This is a genomic window from Labilibaculum filiforme (genome assembly GCF_002843315.1).
In the GTDB taxonomy this organism is placed as follows: domain Bacteria; phylum Bacteroidota; class Bacteroidia; order Bacteroidales; family Marinifilaceae; genus Labilibaculum; species Labilibaculum filiforme.
In genome coordinates this window covers 39,071-62,263 of record NZ_MVDD01000014.1, presented here as the reverse complement: position 1 = coordinate 62,263, position 23,193 = coordinate 39,071, and the positions used below count along the sequence as shown (strand labels likewise).

At 36.1% G+C, this 23,193-nt stretch carries 18 protein-coding genes and 1 riboswitch; of the genes, 10 read left to right on the top strand and 8 right to left on the bottom strand.

Annotation, left to right across the window (positions count from 1 at the left end; translation table 11 throughout):
* Positions 1 to 98 precede the first annotated feature (98 nt).
* On the top strand, positions 99 to 1,604 hold the full coding sequence (locus tag BZG02_RS15860; RefSeq protein ID WP_101262470.1) for a glutamine synthetase family protein: 1,506 nt from the start codon (positions 99 to 101) through the stop codon (positions 1,602 to 1,604).
* Positions 1,605 to 1,730: 126 nt separating this feature from the next.
* On the opposite strand, the gene BZG02_RS15855 is transcribed toward BZG02_RS15860, so the two are convergent.
* On the bottom strand, positions 1,731 to 3,056 hold the full coding sequence (locus tag BZG02_RS15855; protein WP_101262468.1) for an ammonium transporter: 1,326 nt from the start codon (positions 3,054 to 3,056) through the stop codon (positions 1,731 to 1,733).
* A gap of 273 nt (positions 3,057 to 3,329) precedes the next feature.
* The gene (locus BZG02_RS15850) at positions 3,330 to 3,731 is read right to left on the bottom strand and encodes a DUF4783 domain-containing protein (RefSeq protein ID WP_101262465.1); all 402 of its coding nucleotides are present in this window, start codon (positions 3,729 to 3,731) and stop codon (positions 3,330 to 3,332) included.
* A 264-nt stretch (positions 3,732 to 3,995) separates the two neighbouring features.
* On the opposite strand from BZG02_RS15850, the gene rlmH reads away from it, so the two are divergent.
* The 3 genes from rlmH (at position 3,996) to BZG02_RS15835 (ending at position 9,001) form a co-directional block, all read left to right on the top strand.
* Positions 3,996 to 4,469 carry a 23S rRNA (pseudouridine(1915)-N(3))-methyltransferase RlmH gene (gene rlmH / locus BZG02_RS15845; protein ID WP_101262463.1) on the top strand — a complete coding sequence of 158 codons (474 nt, stop codon included), beginning with the start codon at positions 3,996 to 3,998 and terminating at the stop codon, positions 4,467 to 4,469.
* A gap of 82 nt (positions 4,470 to 4,551) precedes the next feature.
* Positions 4,552 to 8,223 (top strand): ATP-binding protein, encoded by a 3,672-nt coding sequence (locus BZG02_RS15840; RefSeq protein WP_101262461.1) that lies wholly within the window; start codon positions 4,552 to 4,554, stop codon positions 8,221 to 8,223.
* 1 nt (position 8,224) lies between these two features.
* The gene (locus BZG02_RS15835; RefSeq protein WP_101262459.1) at positions 8,225 to 9,001 is read left to right on the top strand and encodes an MBL fold metallo-hydrolase; all 777 of its coding nucleotides are present in this window, start codon (positions 8,225 to 8,227) and stop codon (positions 8,999 to 9,001) included.
* Here the strand turns inward: BZG02_RS15835 and BZG02_RS15830 are convergent, their stop codons facing one another.
* The 5 genes from BZG02_RS15830 to era all read right to left on the bottom strand — a co-directional run bounded on the left by BZG02_RS15830 (position 9,002) and on the right by era (position 14,231).
* Positions 9,002 to 9,595 (bottom strand): response regulator transcription factor, encoded by a 594-nt coding sequence (locus tag BZG02_RS15830; protein WP_101262457.1) that lies wholly within the window; start codon positions 9,593 to 9,595, stop codon positions 9,002 to 9,004.
* Between the two features lie 9 nt (positions 9,596 to 9,604).
* Positions 9,605 to 10,333 (bottom strand): hemerythrin domain-containing protein, encoded by a 729-nt coding sequence (locus BZG02_RS15825; protein WP_101262455.1) that lies wholly within the window; start codon positions 10,331 to 10,333, stop codon positions 9,605 to 9,607.
* Positions 10,334 to 10,556: 223 nt separating this feature from the next.
* Positions 10,557 to 11,816 carry a tetratricopeptide repeat protein gene (locus BZG02_RS15820; protein WP_101262452.1) on the bottom strand — a complete coding sequence of 420 codons (1,260 nt, stop codon included), beginning with the start codon at positions 11,814 to 11,816 and terminating at the stop codon, positions 10,557 to 10,559.
* A 131-nt stretch (positions 11,817 to 11,947) separates the two neighbouring features.
* Positions 11,948 to 13,255 carry a ribosome biogenesis GTPase Der gene (der, locus tag BZG02_RS15815; RefSeq protein WP_101262450.1) on the bottom strand — a complete coding sequence of 436 codons (1,308 nt, stop codon included), beginning with the start codon at positions 13,253 to 13,255 and terminating at the stop codon, positions 11,948 to 11,950.
* 94 nt (positions 13,256 to 13,349) lie between these two features.
* Positions 13,350 to 14,231: a GTPase Era gene (gene era, locus BZG02_RS15810; protein WP_101262448.1), complete on the bottom strand. Its 882-nt coding sequence runs from the start codon at positions 14,229 to 14,231 to the stop codon at positions 13,350 to 13,352.
* 290 nt (positions 14,232 to 14,521) lie between these two features.
* A riboswitch (FMN riboswitch) is annotated at positions 14,522 to 14,640 on the top strand.
* A gap of 108 nt (positions 14,641 to 14,748) precedes the next feature.
* Here era and ribD point away from each other — a divergent pair.
* The 4 genes from ribD (at position 14,749) to ribH (ending at position 18,420) form a co-directional block, all read left to right on the top strand.
* Positions 14,749 to 15,867: a bifunctional diaminohydroxyphosphoribosylaminopyrimidine deaminase/5-amino-6-(5-phosphoribosylamino)uracil reductase RibD gene (gene ribD, locus BZG02_RS15805; protein WP_342746988.1), complete on the top strand. Its 1,119-nt coding sequence runs from the start codon at positions 14,749 to 14,751 to the stop codon at positions 15,865 to 15,867.
* 58 nt (positions 15,868 to 15,925) lie between these two features.
* Entirely contained in the window at positions 15,926 to 16,585 is a 660-nt protein-coding gene (locus BZG02_RS15800; protein ID WP_101262446.1) for a riboflavin synthase, read from the top strand.
* A gap of 33 nt (positions 16,586 to 16,618) precedes the next feature.
* Positions 16,619 to 17,857, top strand: coding sequence for a bifunctional 3,4-dihydroxy-2-butanone-4-phosphate synthase/GTP cyclohydrolase II (locus BZG02_RS15795; RefSeq protein ID WP_180335752.1), 1,239 nt, complete (start codon positions 16,619 to 16,621; stop codon positions 17,855 to 17,857).
* A 101-nt stretch (positions 17,858 to 17,958) separates the two neighbouring features.
* Complete coding sequence (gene ribH, locus BZG02_RS15790) at positions 17,959 to 18,420, top strand: 6,7-dimethyl-8-ribityllumazine synthase (RefSeq protein ID WP_101262442.1); 462 nt, start codon at positions 17,959 to 17,961, stop codon at positions 18,418 to 18,420.
* Between the two features lie 73 nt (positions 18,421 to 18,493).
* Here ribH and BZG02_RS15785 read toward each other — a convergent pair whose 3' ends face one another.
* Positions 18,494 to 20,092 (bottom strand): pseudouridine synthase, encoded by a 1,599-nt coding sequence (locus tag BZG02_RS15785; RefSeq protein WP_101262553.1) that lies wholly within the window; start codon positions 20,090 to 20,092, stop codon positions 18,494 to 18,496.
* Positions 20,093 to 20,309: 217 nt separating this feature from the next.
* Between BZG02_RS15785 and glmM the strand changes: the two genes are divergently transcribed.
* Positions 20,310 to 21,698, top strand: a complete 1,389-nt coding sequence (glmM, locus tag BZG02_RS15780) for a phosphoglucosamine mutase (protein WP_101262440.1) — start codon at positions 20,310 to 20,312, stop codon at positions 21,696 to 21,698.
* Positions 21,699 to 22,140: 442 nt separating this feature from the next.
* Complete coding sequence (gene mdh / locus BZG02_RS15775) at positions 22,141 to 23,079, top strand: malate dehydrogenase (RefSeq protein ID WP_101262437.1); 939 nt, start codon at positions 22,141 to 22,143, stop codon at positions 23,077 to 23,079.
* Positions 23,080 to 23,193 lie beyond the last annotated feature (114 nt).

Here is a 23,193-nt window from a genome sequence, read left to right as displayed (position 1 = left end):
TTTAAAATTTGTTTTCCGCTTGGATATTCAATTGAAACTAGGCTATTTTATCCTTCAGTAACAAATAAGAACAACACACAAATTAAAACAGGCGTATTATGACAAGGGATGAATATTTAATGGATCCAAACAAATTGGTTCAATTCCTTCAGAAATCAAGCAACGAATTCACAAAGGCGGATTTGATAAGATATATAGTGGAGAATGGAATTAAGATGATTAATTTCCGTTACGTTGCTGAGGATGGAAAATTGAAAACTTTGAACTTTATTATCACTGGTAAAAATCATTTAGATAACATTCTATCATCGGGCGAGCGCGTTGATGGATCGAGTTTGTTTTCCTATATAGGCGCAGGTTCAAGTGATTTATATGTGATACCAAGATTTAAAACGGCATTTTTGAATCCGTTTTCGGAAGTGCCTTGTTTAGATATTCTTTGTTCCTTTTATACTGCCGAAGGAAAACCAATGGAAAGTGCTCCTGAATATATTTTACAAAAGGCACACAATAATTTCAAGAAATCTACTGGCCTTACGTTTAAGGCGATGGGGGAATTGGAGTACTATATTAAGAGTGAAAATCATACTTTATATCCAGATGTCGATCAAAAAGGATATCATAGTTCTCAGCCTTTTACTAAATGGGAAAACTTACGACGCGAGGCAATGGTTTTAATTGCTCAGTGTGGTGGAAAAATTAAATACGGACATTCTGAGGTTGGGAATTTTTCTTCGGGGGAAGATGGTTACGAACAACATGAAATCGAATTTTTACCAGTTGAGGCCGAGGATGCTGTTGATCAACTAGTGATTGCAAAATGGATTGTGAGAATGTTGGCGGCTCGTGAAAAGGCATTGGTGAGCTGGGCTCCAAAAATTACTGTTGGTAAGGCTGGTAGCGGTTTGCATATTCATATGTTGGTAGAAAAAGATGGGAAAAATATTTGCATCGAAAATGGAAAGCTGAGCGATACTGCAAAAAAAATGATTGCAGGTATTATGAAACTTTCGGGTGCTTTAACTGCTTTTGGAAATACAATACCAACTTCCTATTTGCGCTTGGTGCCACATCAGGAGGCTCCAACTTATGTTTGTTGGGGAGATCGTAATCGTTCTGTTTTGGTTCGGGTGCCTCTTGGTTGGGTAGGTGCTTCGGATATGATTAAAAGTGTAAATCCATTAGAACCTGCTGATGCAAGAGATTTTTCGAGCAAGCAAACTTTTGAATTTAGAGTGCCGGATGGTTCTGCTGATATTCATGCTTTGTTGGCTGGTTTAATAGTTGCTGGTCAATACGGATTAGAGATGGAAGATGGCTTGCAGGTAGCAGAAGATTTGTATGCTAATGTGGATATTTTTGCTCCGCACTACAAAGAAAAATTAGATAGCTTGAAACAGTTGCCTACTTGTTGTTGGGAAAGTGCAGATTGTCTACTCGAACAAAGAGAGATTTTTGAACGAAATGGTGTTTTTCCAGCAGGAAGATTGGATGCTGTTGTTAAAAAACTAAAGTTATATGAAGATAATGGGTTAAATGACCGTATTCTGGGTAATGTCGATCGAATTATGTCGATTGTAAATGAATACATTCATTGCATGTAATCGTGCCGGATTTTTTACTGAAAATACTTAAGGGTTTGGTTTTCAGATTAAATTTGATACTAGATTAGATTTTTATAGGGGATAGTCCCGCAACGAAAGCTGCGGGACTTTTTTTTAGTTATTTTTTTACTCTTTATATGCGAAGGAATAGGATTCATCGTGTTGAGAAATATCTAAACCTTTAGCTTCGGAGTATTCTGAAACTCGTAAGGATACAAATTTGTTGGTGATCCAATATAAAAGGTAGGATCCTCCAAAAGTAAAGACTCCGACAATTACTAATGCAATAAGGTGCATGAAAAAAGTCCGGAATTCACCATGTATCAATCCAACTTCATGGGCAAATACCGAGGTGAGAATCATTCCTGTGATTCCTCCCATTCCGTGTGCCGGGAATACATCTAAAGTGTCATCTAAAGATGTTCTTCCTTGCAGGGTTATAGCGTAGTTACTTACAATTGATGCGATTACTCCAATGGTGATTGAGGCTCCGACAGTTACGAAACCTGCGGCAGGGGTAATGGCAACAAGTCCAACCACCAATCCAATGGCAGCTCCTAATCCCGATGGCTTATGTCCTCGAGCACCATCAAGAAAAATCCAGGTGAGCATGGCGGCGGCCGAGGCAGTATTTGTATTTAGTAGAGCTAATACTGCGGTCGATGAGGCTTCCAGAGCCGATCCGGCGTTAAAGCCAAACCATCCAAACCAAAGCATTCCTGCGCCAAGAAGTACAAATGGAATGTTGGAGCGTTTCTCGTTGTATCTCGATTTTGTACGCTTTCCAAGAAACATTGCTCCAGCAAGAGCTGCGAATCCTGCCGACATGTGAACCACTGTTCCTCCGGCAAAATCCAATACTCCCATATTGCGGAGGAATCCGTTTGGATGCCATGTCCAATGTGCAAGTGGTGCGTATATAAATATGGTGAAAAGACTAATGAATATCATATAGGAGCGGAACCTTACTCTTCCGGCAAACGATCCAGTAATTAGGGCTGGTGTAATAATTGCAAATTTTAACTGGAAAAGCGCAAAAAGAGCAAAGGGAATGGTGGGCGACATGTCGGGGTTGGTGTTGCCTCCTACATTATGAAACATGAGAAAAGTAAGAGGGTTTCCAACGATTCCAAATCCTTCAGGACCAATACTGTCTCCAAATGCCAAGCTAAATCCAACAACAACCCAAATCATACTCACAATTCCCATAGCAACAAAACTTTGAAGAATGGTAGAAATGATGTTTCTAGGATCAACCATACCTCCATAAAAGAAAGCAAGACCTGGAGTCATAAGAAGAACTAAGGCTGTGGAGGTAAGCATCCAAGCTACATCGCCCGAAACGATATTGGGATCCTTAACTCCAAATTCAACACCGGGAACAAAAATTCCAATAATCGACACTACAATAAGTAGCAAAAAGGCATAAAGCCACTTTTTACTGTTTTTCATCACAATAATGGTTTAAGAAATGTACAAAATCCGGTTGGTGTGATTATGGATTGTAGTCCGTCAAATATTACGCTTGAATGGTAAAAATAGAATAAAAATACCAAACTACCTAATTATATGTGGGGTGTGTGCTTTGAAAAAGGGTTTATAGCTAAGCTATGCCCCACAATGGGTGGGGTTGTTGCTGTTTTTAATGCTATTTAAGTTATTTTCGATTTATTTGGAGGGTTTTTATTGAAGTAAAAAAAAAGCTCCAATAGTGGAGCTTTTCAATTAGTTTTTTTCTATTCGGAGTTGATGTACAACAAATTTTCCCGTATCATTTTTCAGTAGGAAATTAACTCGAAAATCTCCTTGACTGGTGCTTAAACTACCAATCACATATCGGGCTTCGGGTTTTCCACCTACATGTTTTTTCGTGAATCCTGTTGGCGGAAATTCCTTGAAGAATTTGGCCATGATTTGTTTTGCTTGCGATTTGCTGTAAATAGCTTCTTTATCCTGAATGGTTAACTGTATGCGCTCTCCAAAGTAATTGGAAAGGCTTATGCTATTCCCTTGTTTAAAAGCACTGATTAGTTCTCGTGGTAAATCGTCCTGATTTTGTGAAATTGCTGATGAGCAACTAACTAATAGGAAGAATATTCCGGCAAATATGTATTTTATAGATCTCATATGAATAATTTTCAACTTAATATCATATACCTTTACACAAATACTGTGCGAAAAATACACCGCAAGTTAAAAAAAATCTGAATTTCTTTTTCTTTAATGAGAAAGAATTGCAAATTATGATGTGTAGATTTGGGTGTTTTTAATGGGTTTCTTCTACCATTGTTTGGTTTTTTTTTAATTAATTTTTGTAGATAGGAAGGCGTTTTTAATAGTTGTAAATTATTATTGCACAGCAATTAGGCTAAATTTTAAAATAAAAAATAAATGAAAATTGTTCTTTTGGTAATTGGGAAGACAGATAAAGAGTTTGTGAAAACGGGGATGGAAGAATATCAAAAGCGATTGGTGCACTATCTACCTTTCGAAATGAAAATAATCCCAGATATAAAAAACACAAAGAATCTTTCCGAAAGTCAGCAAAAACAAAAAGAGGGAGAATTAATTTTAGAAAAGATTAAATCGGGCGATACATTAGTATTACTCGATGAGGGAGGGAAAGAGTTTTCTTCGGTTTCTTTTTCGAATTTTATAGAACAGAAGATGATTGGTGGAATTAAAAAATTGGTTTTTGTAATTGGCGGTCCTTATGGTTTTTCAGATGATGTGTATCGGAATGCTCAAGGAAAGGTTTCTTTATCGAAAATGACTTTCTCACATCAAATGATTCGGATGATTTTTACCGAGCAATTGTATCGGGCCATGACTATTATAAAAGGCGAGCCTTACCATCATGTTTGATGTTTTAAACTAATTATGCTAATTTGTGAGGTGTTTAGCATGAATTTTGTACCCACAATAAAACATTTCAAAACTATCCGAATTGAAAAATAAACTTCTCAAATATATTCCGGCGGTGCTCGCGCTGGTATTTCTTCTGTTAGCAGTTTCTACAGAGTATTATTTTCGGCAAAACGATCGGCTTTCAAAGGTTGCAGCTCAGGTTGGGAAAGTAATAGAGCAAAAGTGCGAATTGCTAAATAAGGATCTGAACGAACTTCAGTCTGCGATCACTAAAAAGGATGGGGCACTTCAAAAATACAATGATTTTTCGGAATTCGAGAAGGATTTAAAGAAGGATGGATTTGTACTGCTGGCCTACAAACAGGATAGTTTGTTGTTTTGGAGCGATAATTCATTTCCAATTCCTGAAAAAAGCTTTTTAGACGAAGAAAAATCTTTAATGGTTCGGGTAGACAACGGTTTCTACTTTGTACGAAAACAAAAAGTAGATTCTATTGATTTATATGGATTCTTGCTTTTGAAAAAGATTTATCCGTACCAGAATAAATTTCTGAAAAATCATTTCGGACCAGATTTTTTAATTCCTGCTTCTTTTCAGGTTTCCTTAGATCCTAATGTAGGAGCTTCGGTTACTACTTCCGATGGAAGATATCTTTTTTCCTTATCGGATGAAAATACCGGATTTAATACTCGTAGGGGACAAAAAGGAGTTGGATTCTTGTATTTATTGGCAATTTTGGCAGCTTTGGTGTTCGTTAGTGTTTTGTTGCGTCGGTTAAAAGACCTAAAGCTCGGCATTTCGGCTTTTCTAATTTGGGGTGCAGGCTTGGTGCTAATTCGCTACTTAATGTTGCTGTGGGGATTTCCTGCGGTATTCTCAAATTTAGAAATTTTTTCGCCTGTATTGTTTGCTACATCTTTCTTCTTTCCTTCCTTAGGCGACTTTGTAATTAACTCGTTCTTTTTATTTGTTTTTGTTTATACTTATTCTCAATATTTAATTAATAATCAGTTTTTTAAACCGAAAAGTTCATTGCAGGTAATCGCATGGGTTTCGGTTCATTTACTACTGTTCTATTTCCTTTATTTTATTAGTATCGATTTGTTCGAGAGCTTAATTTTCGATTCGAGCTTTAGTTTACAAATGTTTGTTTTTCAAGATAATGGGATTTATGTTTTTATCGGATTTGCCATTGTCGTTCTTCTGTTTTATGCTTTAGGACAAATAGCGAATTTGGTGGGAGCAATTGCTCGCGATTATTGGAGTTTAAAAACTTATTTGCTGGTAATTTTTCCGACATCGCTTGTTTTTAGTTCGGTGCTGTATTTCTTACATCCTGCAAAAGCAGACCTCACGGTTTTACTTTTTCCCATTCTGTTTGTATTAGTTTTGGGTTTCATAAATTATCAGAACGAAAAAGGAGGAAGGTATTCTTTGTATGTGGTGCTTCTTTTAGGGGTTTCGATTTTTGTAACCAATAGAATTAATGTTTTTTCCAGTAAAAAGGAAAAGCAAGATAGACAGGTGGTTGCAATGAATCTTTCTACGGAGTACGATCCAACTTCTGAAACATTTTTATTGGAAATTCAGGAGAAACTCGATCAGGATTCCATATTGAAAGATTTGTGCAAACGACCTTTTCGAAATGAACCTGAAATAGAGGATTACATTCAAAATAAATACTTTACAGGATTTTGGGAGCAATATCATCTTCAGATTACTATTTGTAATACTGTAGATGATTTAAATATTGAGCCAGATAATCAAATTCGAAATTGTTTCGAGTTTTTTCAGGAGATGATACTTACTAATGGAGAACCAATTCCGAATAGTAATTTTTACTATTTAAATGAATTCGATGGAATGGTTTCCTATTTGGGGGTGATTTCGAATCCTTCTTTTGCTTCCGATGAGGTGAAAATTTATTTGCGTCTCGATTCTAAAGTAGGTGATGAGGGCTTAGGTTATCCAGAATTACTGTTGGACGAAAAGGTCGATTTACGTCCAGAAAGTCACGAATATTCGTATGGAAAATATCAAAATGGTAAACTGATTACGTCTTCCGGGAAATTCAATTATTTTATGAGTAATGTCGCTTTTGGTACGAGCGATGCTGATTTTTTCTGGAAACAGATGGATAGTTACGATCATTTGGTGTATAAATTCGATAATAATGCCGTTGTGGTTAGTTGTCCTTCTATATCCTGGTACAACAAAGGAATAACTGCTCCTTATGTTTTTGTTCTTTTTTATGTTTTCGGATTTTGTATTTGGATGCTTGAGAAACTAACTTCTAAGTTTGTAATTAATTTAAGTTTTAAATACCGAATACAATATTCAATTATTGCGTTACTTATGCTTTTCTTCCTTTTGTTAGGTGGTGGCACGGTATATTACAATATCAATCAGGCCAACGAGGCAAATAGTAGAAATTTGCAAGAAAAATTGTTGTTGGTGAAACGAGAGGTTATTCAGGATTTAACGATTAAGAATTCAAAAGGAGCTGATGATTTAACAGAGCAATTAAGACAATTGTCAAATTTAATTTTTGCTGATATACATTTGTATGATTTATCTGGCGAGTTAATTGCAACTTCAAGGCCGGAGATATTTGAGAAAAAACTGCAGGGAGAGAGAATGAACTTTGCAGCCTACTACCAACTTTTTTTTAATGGACGAACTCATTTTATTCACCGGGAACAAATTGGAAAGCTGTCCTACTTGTCGGCATACGAATCTTTGGTGGATGAGAATAATGAAACTATTGCATTCGTAAATCTCCCTTATTTCCTTAAAAGTAAAGAGCTAGAGAAGGAAATGTTTAATTTAATTCTTGCTGGAATAAACCTTCATGTATTAATGATTTTGTTGGCTATTTTCCTTTCGGTGATTATCTCCAATAAAATAACTTACCCTTTGCGTTTAATTCAGAACAGATTGAAAGCAACTAGGTTTGGTTCGTATGGCGAGCAAATTGAATATGCAAAAAATGATGAAATAGGTAGTTTGGTGAAAGAATATAACCAAATGCTTCTTGAGCTGGAAGAGAGTGCCTCCCGTTTGGCAAAATCGGAGCGGGAATCTGCTTGGCGCGAAATGGCAAAACAAATTGCTCACGAAATTAAGAATCCGTTAACTCCAATGAAATTAAGTATTCAGTTTCTACAGAAGCGATTCGAGGAAAAAACACCCAATTGGGAGGTTCATTTTAATCGGGTGAGCAAAACTTTAATTGAGCAAATTAATGCTTTATCTTCCATAGCAACAGCATTCTCAAATTTTGCAAAAATGCCAGTAGCAAAAAACGAAAATTTAAATCTGGTGAGGATTCTTGAACATACGGTTGATTTGTTTAAAAATGATGATTTTGATTTAAAATTAGATTTGAATTCTATTGAGCAGGCAAATGTTTTTGTGGATAGAGAGCAGTTTGTTCGCGTTTTTGTAAATTTGATTAATAATGCCATCCAGGCAATTCCAGAAGGCAATGTTGCTCAGGTTGTAATCGAGTTAGAGGAGATGGATTCTGATTTTCAGGTTTGTGTAATTGATAATGGTTCTGGAATTAATCCAGAGATTAAGGAGAAGTTATTTTCGCCTAATTTCACTACAAAATCGAGTGGAATGGGATTGGGTTTATCCATTGTAAAAAATATTATTGAAAATGCCAACGGAAGCATTTGGGTAGAATCGGAGAGGCATATTGGCTCTTGTTTTATTGTGCGAATTCCTAAAAAGAAAGAGGTATAAAATGAAAATTAAAGTACTGGTAGATAATACCGCAATTGATGGTTTTGAAGCTGTTCACGGTTTCTCTGCAATTATTGAAGATGATGAGAAAATTCTTTTTGATGTGGGTCCTAATTCTCTTTTTGTGGAGAACGCAAAGAAAATGAATGTTGATTTAGATGAGTTGAAAACAATTGTGTTGAGTCATGGACATTGGGATCATGGGGATGGATTGCAGTTTATATCTCAAAAACGACTGATTACGCATCCCGATTCATTTTTAGTTCGTTTCCGACAAGCAAATAAAACTACTGTTGGCTTAAAAATGAGTAAAAAAGAGATAGAGTCTCAGTTCGATTTAAAGGAGTCTAAAGCTCCGCTTTGGCTTAGCGAAAACATGGTTTTTTTAGGCGAAATTCCACGTGTAAATAGTTTTGAATCTCAGGCAACCACTTTCCTTTTAGAAGATGGCACACCCGATTTTGTGGTAGATGATTCTGCAATTGCAGTTAAAAGTAAAAAAGGATTAATAGTTATTAGTGGATGTGCTCATGCTGGTATTTGTAATACAGTGACTTATGCCAAAAAAGTTTGTGGTGTAGAAAAAGTGTACGCGGTGTTGGGAGGTTTTCATTTAAAGAAACTTGACGAAGTTTTTGAGGAGACAGTGCGCTTTTTTCAGGACGAGAAATTAGAAATTTTGGGTGCAACGCATTGCACAAGCTTTATTGTGCAGGAGGAATTTAAAAAATATTTTAAGACAATAAATTTAGAGGCTGGAGTAGAAGCAGATTTGTAACTATTTTACTTCATCCATAGAAATAAGATTGTGTAAAATGGCATAAACAGTTAATCCAGAAACTGACTTAATACCCAGTTTCTGGGTAATGTTTTTGCGGTGAGTAACCACCGTATGAATGCTAATAAATAGTTGATCGGCAATTTCTTTATTGGTTAATCCGAGGGCAATATGTTTCAAAATATTCTTTTCTCGAGAACTAATTGTTTCAGAACTTTTATCCGCATGAACGCTTTTATTTTTTTTGTTTAAAATTTCTTGTAGCTTATCAAGAATGGCATTTTGTCCATCAGAATAATTGATGTAAGCATCTGCTTTTAATTCTTTTTCGATATTTTTTTTGTCTGAAATTAATACCAGACTGAGCTTATTGGTGGCAAAAAGTTCTTTTTTTACATCCAAACAATCACCAGGCAACATATTCGGGTTGATAATAAGAATGTCTGGCTTGCTTTTGGTTACAATTTTGCACACGTCCTCCTTATCATCAATCAGCTGAATTACTTCAGAATTCTCCAGATTTTGAAGAATCGACCGGAGTCCTTTTCGAATTATACACGAATTTTCTGCAATAAGAATGGTAGATCTAGCCATGTTTAGAATTTAAAGTAGGTTGCTGATCGATTTTTCCATTAAAATAACTTTCGGAGTTAGAACCTTATCTTCAATTCTGGAGTGATAGTTCAAATCTTCTTCTAGTTTAAACAGATCTTGAATAATTGTATGGTAAAGGGTACTATTTGCTGGTGGTGTAAGGTATTTAATCATGATAGTTTTTAAATCCATCAATTTTTCTTCTACATCGTTGTGTTCTTCTTCATATTTTTCAATGGAAAATGATTCGAAAATGGCACGATTTGATGCTGTAAAGCTTTGTGTTTTAATGATTTCTTCTACTGCTAACACGTAAGGGAAAACTACATTTTCTTCATGCAGAATATGTTCTGTAAGTTCCGATTTGTAACCGTCAAAAAAGTTTTTGATGAGCAGAATGTATCTTTGATCTTCCATATCTTCCGATTGAAGAGAGATAATTTTATCATCAATTTCCGATAGCTTATCATTTAAATAACTGGCGTGAGTCATTTTTAGATAGTTAACGATATTTTTTACCGGAATTGTTTGAAGTTCTTCTTTTGGGAAATAATCTTTATCGTGATAAGCATTAACCAATTGCAGAAAAAAGTTCAAGTCTACTTCGTTATCCTTACACACCTCTGCAACCGTTTTGTCGCCAAATCCTAAATTGATTCCAAAGCGATGAATAACCGGAATGAGCATGTAATTCAACTGAATTACATCGGCCAACTTCATGTCCTTTTTTATGCGCATAGCTTATTAGTTTAATTAGTCTAAATTAATAAAAAGTAGGAGATATCCGAAGAAACTCAGATAGAATGCAAGCAAAAACCAAAACCAAGAGTAGTATGTAACATTAAAACTAATCTTATGGCAAAAGATATTTTGGATCTCTTGGTTTTAGTTGTTGTCGCATGTTTTGTAGGCACAAAATTACAGATCTATTATTCGTTAGCAATACCTACATGTAGGGATATTACTTTTCGAAGTGTATATTTTCTTTGATGCGAAGAATACGCGATTTGGCATATTCATATTTCGGATCCTCCTTGTTATTACTTTGTTGTAGATATTTCGAGTAGTAATCTAAAGCTTTATCCTTATTATTTCCATACTCTTCGTAGCTAGTTGCAATTTCGTATAGTATATCGGCATTGGTGTTATCCATTTCGAAATGGTGTTGATAGGAAGTAATGGCTTTTTCGAATTGTTGGTTGGCATGATACGATTTTGCCAAATACAAATGCATAGATGCTTCAATGCTTGGAGTAATATAGAAAAGTGCATTCTCTAAATAAGTAATTGCTTTTTGGTGTTGGTTCAATCTGGCATAACAAATTCCGGTGTGAAAATTTATCATGGGGTCTTTTTCGAAATTAGGACCGCAAGCAGCAAAAGCAGTTAACGCCTCTTCATATTGTCGGGTTTGCATGTAGCAAATGCCTAAATATTTGTGCTCGGCTTCGCTTAATTGCTTACTGCCTTCCAGATCTTTTAAAATGTTTAAGGCATTATCGTACCATTCTAATCCGATTAAAACCTGCGCTTTTTTCTTTAGTAATACACTGTTGTTCGGATAGGTGACTAAACCTTTTGAGCAGTATTCTAATGCTTGCTGGTAGCCAGTCATCTCATACAATTGCTGTATAATATGTACTAATACCGATAAGTCCGAAGTATTTAGTTCGTAAGAAATCATATAGGATGATAAAGAGCCATTGAAATCTTGCATTCGATCTTTTAAACTGCCTATTTGTTTATGTATGCCAGGATTTAAAGAGTCGACCTCGATTATTTGCTGATAGAGATCTAAGCTTTCTTGTAGTTTGTTTTGACTGGCAAGTGTTTTTGCGAAAAGTAGGTTGATAGAATAGTTGGTAGAGTCGATGGCATATAAATTGGATAGATGTTTTTCGGCATCGGGGTAATTTCCTAGTGCATATAAACTTGAGCTTAAGCTGAGTAGTGTAGTCTCGGAGTTTGGCTGTAAAGTGTTGGCTTTTCGATAATTATATGTGGCTAATAGATCTTTGTCAAGCTTTTGGTAAAGCTTGCCAAGTTGAAAATACAACAAACTGTTTGTGCTGTCTTTTTTTATCAATTGCTCTAGTAATGGAATGGCTTCAAGGTATTGTTCCGAAAATAAAAGTTGATCTAGCTTAGCCGTTTTTTGAGCATAACTTGCCGAAAGGCTGGTTCCAACGCTTAACAATAGTAGAAGAATAAAATGTTTCATGTCTTGGTTTTTATGATTAGAATTTAAATATAACTAAAATATTAGTTATCAAAAATTATTTTCAGTTCACGACATAAAAAAACCGATTCAGTATATCTGAATCGGCTTTTGTTTCTGCTGGGTACAGCAAATTATTTTTTTCTCACAAAAATTTGCATTGGTACTCCGGTAAAGGACCAGTTTTTGCGAATCTGATTCTCAAGATATCTTTTGTAAGGATCTTTAATATATTGAGGAAGATTGCAGTAAAATGCAAATGTTGGTGCAAAAGTAGGTAGCTGCGTTACATATTTTATTTTTATGAACTTCCCTTTTAAAGCAGGAGGATTAAGCGCAGCTATTGCTTTTTGCATAACATTATTTAGTTCCGAAGTTGGTATTTTGCGAATACGATTTTCGTAAACTTCAAGTGCCGATTCCAAAACCTGAATTAGTCGTTGTTTGGTAAGGGCAGAGGTGAAAATGATTGGAACATCTCTAAATGGTGCAATGCGATTTCTTATCTCCTCCTCAAATTCTTTCATGGTATTGGTTTCTTTATCCACCAAATCCCATTTGTTAATCATGATCACAACTCCTTTACGATTGTTGATGATGATATCAAGAATACTTAAATCTTGTGCTTCAATTCCACGCGTAGCATCTAAAATCAAAACACAAACATCAGCACTTTCAATGGTTCTGATAGATCGCATTACCGAATAGAATTCCAAATCTTCGTGAACCTTAGGTTTTTTACGAACCCCGGCAGTATCTACCATGATAAAATCATGACCAAATTTCTGAAATCGTGTATGTATCGAATCTCTTGTTGTGCCGGCAACATCGGTTACAATGTTTCGGTCTATACCAACCAAAGCATTTACAGTAGACGATTTTCCGACGTTTGGACGACCAACAAATGCTATTCTTGGAAGATTTTCATCATCGTCGTTTGGTTTAATGTCAAAATCAGCCACTACAGCATCCAGTAAATCTCCAGTTCCCGATCCATTTACCGATGAAATTGGAAAAACCTGTCCGTTCATACCTATGGAATAAAATTCGTTGGCTGCAAAAATTAAATCTGAGTTGTCAGCTTTATTTGCAACTAGGTATACTTTCTTTTTGGTGCGTCGAAGAATACCTGCAACAGCGGTATCTAAATCGGTAATTCCATGTTGCACATCTAAAACAAAAAGAATCGAATCGGCTTCCTCAATGGCAATCATTACCTGTTTGCGAATTTCCTCCTCAAAAATATCTTCTGAATTAGTAGCGTAACCTCCCGTATCAATAATGGAAAATTCTACGCCATTCCATTCCGATTTTCCGTAATTACGATCACGGGTAACGCCAGCAGTTTCGTTTACGATTGCTTTTCGTGTACCTGATAATCGATTAAAAAGTGTAGATTTTCCAACATTTGGTCTTCCTACAATTGCAACTATATTGCTCATTATCTTATTTTTCTAACGCAATCTCTGCGTGTAATTCTTATTCAATTGATTAAATCTTAAAGATCTTTACTGATGTATCAATACCGTTCGGTACTTATTGATTGTATCCAAAATCTTTTAAATGAGAGTCTTTGCTTCTCCAGTCCTTTGCAACTTTAACGTATAATTTTAAAAATACTTTTTTGCCAAAGAACTTTTCCATGTCTAGTCGGGCTTCTGTACCTACTTTTTTTAATGCTTTTCCCTGATGTCCAATGATAATTCCTTTTTGAGAAGTTCGTTCGACATTAATTACAGCCATAATGTTGATGATTTTTGGCTCATCTTTAAACTCTTCTACTACTACTTCTACCGAATATGGAATTTCTTTTTCGTAATGGATAAGTATTTTTTCTCGAATAATTTCGTTCACAAAGAAACGGGATGGTTTATCGGTAAGCTCATCTTTCGCGAAAAAAGGAGGAGCTACTGGTAAAAGTTCCAGAATTCTATTGAATACATTCGATATATTAAAATTCTCAGTTGCCGACATTGGGAATATTTCAGCCTTAGGAAGTGTTACTTTCCAGCGATCAACCAATTTGTTTAATTTTTCCTGATCCGTTAAATCAATTTTATTAATCAGCAAAAGTACTGGAACCTCCGAATTTTGAACCTTTTTAAGGAATTCTTCGTTTTTATCGATCGTTTCAATAACATCGGTAACATATAAAATAACGTCAGCATCAACCAATGCCGAAGTCGAAAATTTCATCATCGACTCCTGAAGCTTGTAGTTTGGCTGCAAAACTCCTGGGGTATCAGAGTATACGATTTGAAAATCATCTCCATTAACAATTCCTTTAATTCGGTGACGCGTGGTCTGTGATTTTGAGGTAATAATCGAGATGCGTTCCCCAACCAAATTATTCATTAAGGTTGATTTCCCAACGTTGGGATTTCCAATAATATTTACAAAACCTGATTTATGAGGCATATGTACTCCAATTTAGTGATTTAAAAATTTTTGCAAAGATAGTAGAATTAATACCATTTACGAAATGTCTGCCACTCATTAGGATAGATTTGAGAACTAAAGGACTTTTTTTTGAGGAATATCCTTATTAATACTTCTAGATTGTGTACTATTTGGAGGGAAGAACTCTTTTTTTTTGATATAGACAATTGTTGAGGGTTGTAAAGACGGATTATTTGGTTTGTTTTTATTTTCTAAAACTATATATTTGTAGCAGAATAAGGACGGTTATCTTTGTTCTAACATATTTATTGTTTCTTCAGGGCAGGGTGAAATTCCCGACCGGCGGTGATAGTCCGCGAATCTTTAACGAGATTGAACTGGTGTGATTCCAGTACCGACAGTACAGTCTGGATGGGAGAAGAAAAACAATTAATCAAATTGATTGATTCATGTCAATGGATGTAATTTCCATTTGGCTATACCTATAATAGATGCCCTGAATAGTTTAATAAACTGTTCAGGGCTTTTTGTTTTTATGCAAATGAGTAAAGAATATCAATACATGCAGAGAGCCTTTGAATTGGCTAAAAAAGGAATAGGAAGCGTAAATCCTAATCCTTTGGTTGGTGCTGTAATTGTTCGCGATAATGAAATAATTGGTGAAGGATATCATGAATTTTTTGGTGGCCCGCATGCCGAGGTAAATGCCTTTCGTTCTGCTACAGAATCGGTAGAAGGAGCTACCATGTTTGTTACTCTGGAACCATGTTCGCATTATGGAAAAACTCCACCCTGTGCCGAGGCAATTGTGAAAAATAAAATTGCTAAAGTGGTAATTGGAATGTTAGATCCTAATCCATTAGTAGCAGGAAAAGGAGTGAAGTTATTGGAGGATAATGGAATTGAGGTAGAATACGGTTATTTGTGTGAAGAATTGAGCTATTTAAATCGTGTTTTTCTAAAATTCATTCAAAATAAAGTACCCTATGTAGTTCTAAAAACTGCCATGACTTTAGATGGTAAAATAGCTAGTAAAACTGGCGATTCTCGTTGGGTATCTAATGAAATGTCACGCGCACATGTTCATCAGATTAGAAATGAACTGGCTGGAATATTAGTTGGTGTGGATACGGTAATTGCAGATGATCCAATGTTGACAACTCGATTGAAAAAAGGAGAAGGAAGAAATCCCGTAAGGATTGTGGTGGATAGTACAGCACGAATTCCTTTGCATTCAAAAATAGTGAATACGCCTAGTCAGGCTAAAACAATTGTTGCGGTAACGGAAAAGGCGGATTCGATAAAATTGAAGCAGATCGAAGAATTGGGAAATACAGTTTTAGTTACAAAATCCAGAAATGGCAGAGTGGACCTTAGTGATTTAATGAGGCAGCTTGGAGTGTCTGGAATAGATGGAATCTTATTGGAAGGTGGAGCAACGCTTAATTTTGCAGCACTCGAGGCAGGAATTGTGGATGAGGTAATTTCTTTTATTGCTCCTAAAATTATTGGTGGAGCCAATTCAAAATCACCAGTTGGAGGCGAAGGAATTGAATGGATGAAAGATGCGATTGAATTGGAGAGTATTAAAATAGAGCAGCTTGGAAATGATCTGCTGCTAACAGGGAAAATAAAAAAAAATAAATGTAGATGAGGAGTTTTGATGTGAAATCTCACATCTAATATCTTACATCTAACAATCTATAAATAAAATGTTTACAGGTTTAATTGAAGAAATAGGTAGCATTAAATCCATACAAAGTGGAGGCAAGTCAATTCGCTTGACGATTGCAGCTCGCACAATTATGGATGATGTGAAGTTGGGCGATAGTATTGCTACCAATGGAATTTGTTTGACAGTGGTTGCTTTTAATTCAACTGGTTTTTCGGCGGATGTAATGCCGGAGACAATGAGCCGAACAAATTTCGGATTGTTGGGAGCGGGAAGCCGCGTGAATTTAGAGCGCGCGCTTCGTCTTGGCGATCGGATGGGTGGCCATATGCTTAGCGGACATGTTGATGGCTTAGGAGAAGTGGTGAGTAAGGAGCACGACGATAATGCCATTTGGGTGTGCATTGCGGCTCCTAAGAATATTTTGAAATATATTGTAGAAAAAGGTTCTATCGCAATTGATGGAATTAGCTTGACTGTGGCCTATGTGGATGATAAAATTTTTAAGGTTTCTATAATCCCATTGACACAGGAGGATACCACGTTAACTTCTAAAAAAATAGGTGCGAAGGTAAATTTGGAATGCGACATGACAGCTAAATACATTGAGAAATTCATGTTTCATAAAGAAGAGGAAAACGCTAAAGCGGATAAAAAAGACATTTCGATGAATTTCTTGAGAGAGAATGGATTCGTATAAGAGAATAAATAAACAACAACAATACTAGAAATTATGAAATTTCATACAATTGAAGAAGCGATCGAAGACATCAAATTAGGAAAAATGATTGTGGTGGTGGACGATGAGGATCGTGAAAATGAGGGGGATTTGTTGATGGCGGCAGAAATGGTAACCCCTGAGGCAATTAATTTTATGGCTCGACAAGCTGGTGGTTTAATTTGTATGCCAATTGTTAAAGAGCGTTTGGATGAGTTGAACATTGATATGATGGTTTACAACAATACCGATGCAAAACAAACAGCTTTTACCGTTAGTATCGATGCTGCAGATTGTGCAACAGGTATTTCTGCTCATGAGCGTGCTCATACCATAAAAAAAGTATTCGATAAGAAGGCAAAACCAGAAGATTTTACTCGTCCGGGACATATTTTTCCTTTGGTAGCTCGTAAAAATGGAGTGTTGGTTCGGGCTGGACATACCGAGGCGGCAGTAGATTTAGCTAGAATGGCGGGTTTATATCCAGCAGGAGTAATTTGCGAAATTATGAATGAGGACGGAACTATGGCTCGTGTTCCTCAACTAAGAGAATATATTAAAAAGCATCAGCTTAAAATGATTACAATTGCTGATCTAATTGAATATCGTAGACAAACGGAGAGCGTAATCGAAAAGGTAACCGAGACAGAAATGCCAACAAAACAAGGTGAATTTAGAGCTCATGGTTATGTGAATAAAATTACTGGCGAGCATCATGTTGCTTTGGTTAAAGGAGATGTTCATACGACAGAGCCAGTTTTGGTTCGTGTGCATTCGGAATGTTTAACTGGCGATGCGTTTGGTTCCATGCGATGCGATTGCGGGGACCAGTTACAGGAAGCTATGAAAAGAATTGAAGAGGCAGGCAGAGGCGTGTTGTTGTACATGCGTCAGGAAGGAAGAGGTATTGGTTTAATGAATAAATTAAAAGCATACCAACTTCAGGATATGGGAATGGATACGGTAGAGGCGAATTTGGCATTAGGATTTAAAGCCGACCTACGTGATTATGGTATAGGCGCGGCTATTTTGGCCGATTTGGGCGTTAAAAATTTGACTTTAATGACTAATAATCCACTAAAAGTAGCTGGGTTAAAAGGTTATGGTTTAAAAATCGTTGCTCGTGAAGAGATTGAAATGACTTGTAACGAAAAAAATGAATTCTATTTACAGACCAAAATGAATAAGATGGGTCATCTGTTACATCAGGATGTGAAGTGGAATTTGCAAAATGATGATAAAAAAATAAAGTAAATGTGTTAATGAGTGAATGAGGTAACAAGAATTGCTTTTTGAATTTAAAAAGGTAATTTCTTCGCTGAAATCTCATTACTCGCATCTTAAAATCGAATAAAATGAATATTATTGAAGGTAAATTAATTGCAAAAGATTTAAAATTCGGTATTGTTGCCGGTCGTTTTAATGAATTTATTGGAGGCAAATTATTAGCAGGTGCTTTAGATGCTATTAACCGCCATGGAGCTTCGACGGATGATGTGGATGTGGCTTGGGTTCCTGGTGCATTCGAAATTCCTTTGATCGCCAAAAAAATGGCTAAAAGTGGAAAATACGATGCTGTTATTTGTTTAGGTGCCGTAATTAAAGGTTCTACTCCTCATTTCGAATATGTTTCCGGGGAAGTAACCAAAGGGGTAGCAAGCGTTTCTTTAGATACAGAAGTACCAGTTATTTTTGGTGTTCTAACTACTGATTCTATCGAGCAAGCTATTGAGCGTGCTGGAACAAAAGCTGGAAACAAAGGATTCGAAGCAGCGGTTTCTGCTATTGAGATGGCTAATTTGTTAAAGCAATTTTAAACATCCCATATTTCAAAAAAATCCCGACGAGTTGTCGGGATTTTTTTTTTATTTTGATAAATGCTTATCGAAATTAATAGATTTTAAGCATTTGCACTTCTTTTTCGCTTAAGAATCTCCACTTTCCTCGGGGAATATTTTTCTTTGTAATTCCTGCAAAAAGTACACGGTCTAGTTTTTCAATTTCGTAGCCTAAGTGTTCAAAAATGCGTCGTACAATTCTGTTTCGTCCCGAGTGAATTTCTATTCCAACCTGTGTTTTATCGGTATCACTAGCAAAACTTATCGCATCAGCCTTAATTTCTCCATCTTCCAACTCAATTCCAGTAATTACCTGATCCAATTCTTCCTGAGAAATTGCACGATTCAAAAATACATGGTAAATCTTTTTCTTATTGTAGCTTGGATGAGTCAATCGTTTCGTTAAATCCCCATCGTTGGTGAATAATAAAACTCCAGTAGTCATACGATCCAGTCGTCCAACAGGATACACTCTTTCACTACAAGCATTTTGAATTAAATCCAAAACTGTTTTTCTTCCCAATGGATCATCAAGAGTAGTTACAAAATCTTTAGGTTTGTTTAAAACTAAATATACTTTTGCTTCGGCCTCCAATTGTTTGCCATCCATGCAAATTACATCTTCGATATTTACCTTTGTTCCTACTTCTTTTACAATTTCGCCGTTAACGGTGATTCTGCCTTCCTCAATTCGTTGATCGGCAGTTCTTCTTGAACAAGCACCTGTATTAGAAATATATTTGTTCAATCGAAGCAGACCATCTTCCGGTCCCGACTTTTTTGCAAAAGCTAATTGTTTCTTTTTGCTGTAATGTTTTTTTTGCAGCGTTTCCTTATCTGGCTTGTTTTTAAATCGATCGTAAGGTTTTTCATTCAAATCCTGATCTTCCTCAAAATCATCTGTAAATCTTTTTCCTTTTTTCGTAAAATCGGATTTCTCTTCTCTTCTGTTGGATCGATCAGCATCTCTTCTTGGTCTGAATTCAGAGTCGTCTGATTTATATTTCCTTCGGTCGCTATCTCTTTCCGATCTGCTATCGTCGAATTTTCTTGGCGATCTTGATTTTGAATCATCGTCTCGCGAGGTTCTGTCGAATTCACGGTTTCGTTTATCAGAATTTTCCGAGCGGTCACTATAATTTCGATCTCTGGAACCGGAGTCTCGGCCAAATTTACGATTGGAATCTCCAGCCCGGGGTTTTCCTCGGTAGGAGTCTCTTTCGTTTCTGCTGTCATCAACAGTTCTAGACGATCTTGATCTAGAGTCATTGTTTCTAGGGTTTCTATTCGATTCGCGGCCACGTCTGTCAGAATTGTCTGATTGGTCACCAGTATTTCTATTTCGTGATTCCGAATCTCGTCCAAATTTACGATTCGGTTCTTCCGATCTAGTTCTTCTTCTGTCGGAATTTCTTTCCGAATCGTCACCATCAAATCTTCTTGACGATTGTGGTCTTGCGTTATCTCTTTGAAAAGGTTTTTCTGAATTATCTCTTCTTTGTCGAGGATATTCTGAATTCCCCTCATTATTGCGTGATTCTGAATCCTTTTTAAATCGAGGATTTGTACCACCAGGTTTTCTATCGTTTTCTGTTTTTGGTCTAAAAGAAGATTTCTCTCTTCTATCTTTCCCGTATTTTTTTTCTTCCATTTCTGAGTAAATGATCATTGTTCTGAACCCGCAAAGGTACTAATAATCAAAGAATATATTAATTCGCTAGCTTAAAAAAGTGAAATAAAGAAAATCAATTTGTATTTTGGTTTTTTACTATTGACCGAAATTATAAATTTGTCTCCTAAATCTTGAACTTAATTTCGTTCTCGATCTTTTATAATAAATCTGTACACAATAAAATTTAATAAATAATATGGCATTAATTAAATCAATATCCGGAATCAGAGGTACGATTGGCGGTAAGGTTGGAGATGGATTAAGTCCTCTTGATGTAGTGAAATTTTCAGCCGCATATGGTACTTGGGTGATGCGACGAAATAAGGGGCAAAAAGTAAAAGTAGTTGTTGGACGTGATGCCAGGATTTCAGGTGAAATGGTCGACATGCTTGTGGTTGGTACGCTTCTTGGTTTAGGAATTGATGTGGTGGAAATTGGATTGGCAACAACACCAACAACCGAAATTGCAGTTACCGAAGAAAAAGCACAAGGAGGTATTATTCTAACTGCTAGTCACAATCCAAAACAATGGAATGCCTTAAAATTGTTGGATGAGAAAGGCGAATTTTTAAATGATGTTGATGGGAAAATTGTGCTTGCCACTGCAGCTAATGAGGATTTTAATTTTGCTGATGTGGACGATTTAGGACAACTTTCTCGGGTCGATAATTATACTCAAAAACATATCAATCACGTATTGGCACTTAAGTTGGTAGATGTGGAAGCGATCCGTAAAGCCAATTTTACAGTGGCTATTGATGCAGTAAATTCGGTTGGTGGAATCGTAATTCCTCAATTGTTGAAAGCTTTGGGCGTTGAAAATGTTGTAGAGCTATATTGCGAGCCAAACGGACAATTCCCTCATAATCCAGAGCCACTTCCCGAACATTTAACGGAAATTGCTTCGGTAATGAAAGCAGGAAACGCCGATTTAGGATTTGTTGTGGATCCGGATGTAGATCGTTTGGCGATTGTGAACGAAGATGGAAGCATGTTTGGCGAAGAATACACTTTGGTGGCTTGTGCCGATTACGTTTTGGCAAATACTCCGGGTAATACGGTTTCTAACCTTTCCTCAACACGTGCTTTGCGTGATGTTACCGAAAAACATGGAGGATCGTACGAAGCATCAGCTGTTGGAGAGGTTAATGTGGTGAGTAAAATGAAAGAAAATAATGCTGTAATTGGTGGGGAAGGAAATGGAGGAATCATTTATCCAGAAAGCCATTACGGGAGGGATGCATTGGTTGGAGTGGCATTAATTTTAACCCATATGGCAAAAACAAAGAAAAAAGCTTCCGAGTTAAGAGCTTCTTATCCTAATTATTTCATTTCTAAAAATAAAATTCAGCTAACACCAGAAATTGATGTCGATGCAGTTTTAGTTGCCATGAAACAGAAATATAAGAACGAGAAAGTGAACGATATTGATGGTGTTAAAATTGATTTTGAATCGGAATGGGTTCACCTTCGAAAATCTAATACGGAGCCTATTATCCGAATTTATTCAGAAAGCGAAAATGAGGATACAGCAAATCGGTTAGCAGAAAAAATTATCTCCGAAATTAAGGAAATTATCAAATAGGAAAACAAATGTTTTCATTAGGAAGCGCAGGGGATATATTCTCTTGCGTTTTTCTTTTTTTTGGATAAGAGAAAATTTTCCGTAATCGTTTGCGTAATCACTATCTCAAAATTTAAATGTTTTTTTTGAATAATTGAATCTATTTTTATTTCCGACACGAATCTTAGTTTGGCCCAACAAATATAGCATCGGATAATAAGATCAGTTTATCGTTATTTAACAGAATCGCCTGAATGGGTGTTTATACCCACGCAAGAAGTAGTTAAATATGTCAGAAGATAGATTGTTGTATTTTTATTTTTATATATTTAAGTGATACTGTTGAAAAGCAGGTCTTTTTCTTAATTATTTTATAGCATTGTATATATATTTGCTATCCAATAAAGAAAAAATTCTCCATTGAGACGAATATAAACAGATATAATCAAAAGATTAAAGCCTTATGAAAATTACCGTTGTAGGTGCAGGAAATGTTGGAGCAACTTGCGCAAATTGCATTGCCCAAAAGGAGTTAGCAAACGAAGTAATTATTGTTGACATTAAAGATGGTTTGTCGGAAGGAAAAGCATTGGATATGTGGCAAACTGCTCCCATTAATTATTACGATACAAGAGTTAAAGGGGTAACTAATGATTATGCAGCTACTGCAGGATCAGAAGTTGTTGTAATTACATCAGGTCTTCCTCGTAAGCCAGGAATGAGTCGTGATGACTTAATCGCTACTAACGCAGGTATCGTTAAAATGGTTACTGAAAATGTAATTGCTCATTCTCCTGATGCAATCATCATTATCGTATCTAATCCTTTGGATGTTATGACTTATGCTGCTTTTTTAACAGCGAAAAAAGCATCAAACAAAGTTTTTGGTATGGCTGGTGTATTGGATACTGCTCGTTACCGTGCTTTCCTTGCTGAAGAATTAAATGTTTCTCCTAAGGATATTCAAGCTTTATTAATGGGTGGACACGGAGATACCATGGTTCCACTTCCTCGTTATACTACTGTTGCTGGTATTCCTGTAACCGATTTGATCGAAGAAGATAAATTGAACGCAATTATCGAAAGAACTAAATTCGGTGGTGGCGAATTGGTTAACTTAATGGGAACTTCAGCTTGGTATGCTCCAGGCGCTGCAGCAGCTCAAATGGTTGAAGCTATTGTTCGCGATCAAAAAAGAATTTTCCCAGTATGCGCTCTATTAAACGGAGAATACGGAATGAAAGATATTTTCTTAGGTGTACCAGTTGTTTTAGGTAAAAACGGTATCGAGAAAGTAATCGAAGTGAAATTGAATAAAGAGGAAATGGAATTGTTGAAAGGTTCAGCTGAAGCCGTTAAATCTGTAATGAAAGTATTGGACGGAATGAAGATTCTTTCGTAATTATACGAAGATCATTTCTTTAGAATATAAAGGTTGTCTCATTTCGAGACAACCTTTTTTTTGTAGCAAGCAATAGGATATTTTTTTCGGTGAAAGAGTTTTTACATTTAAAGA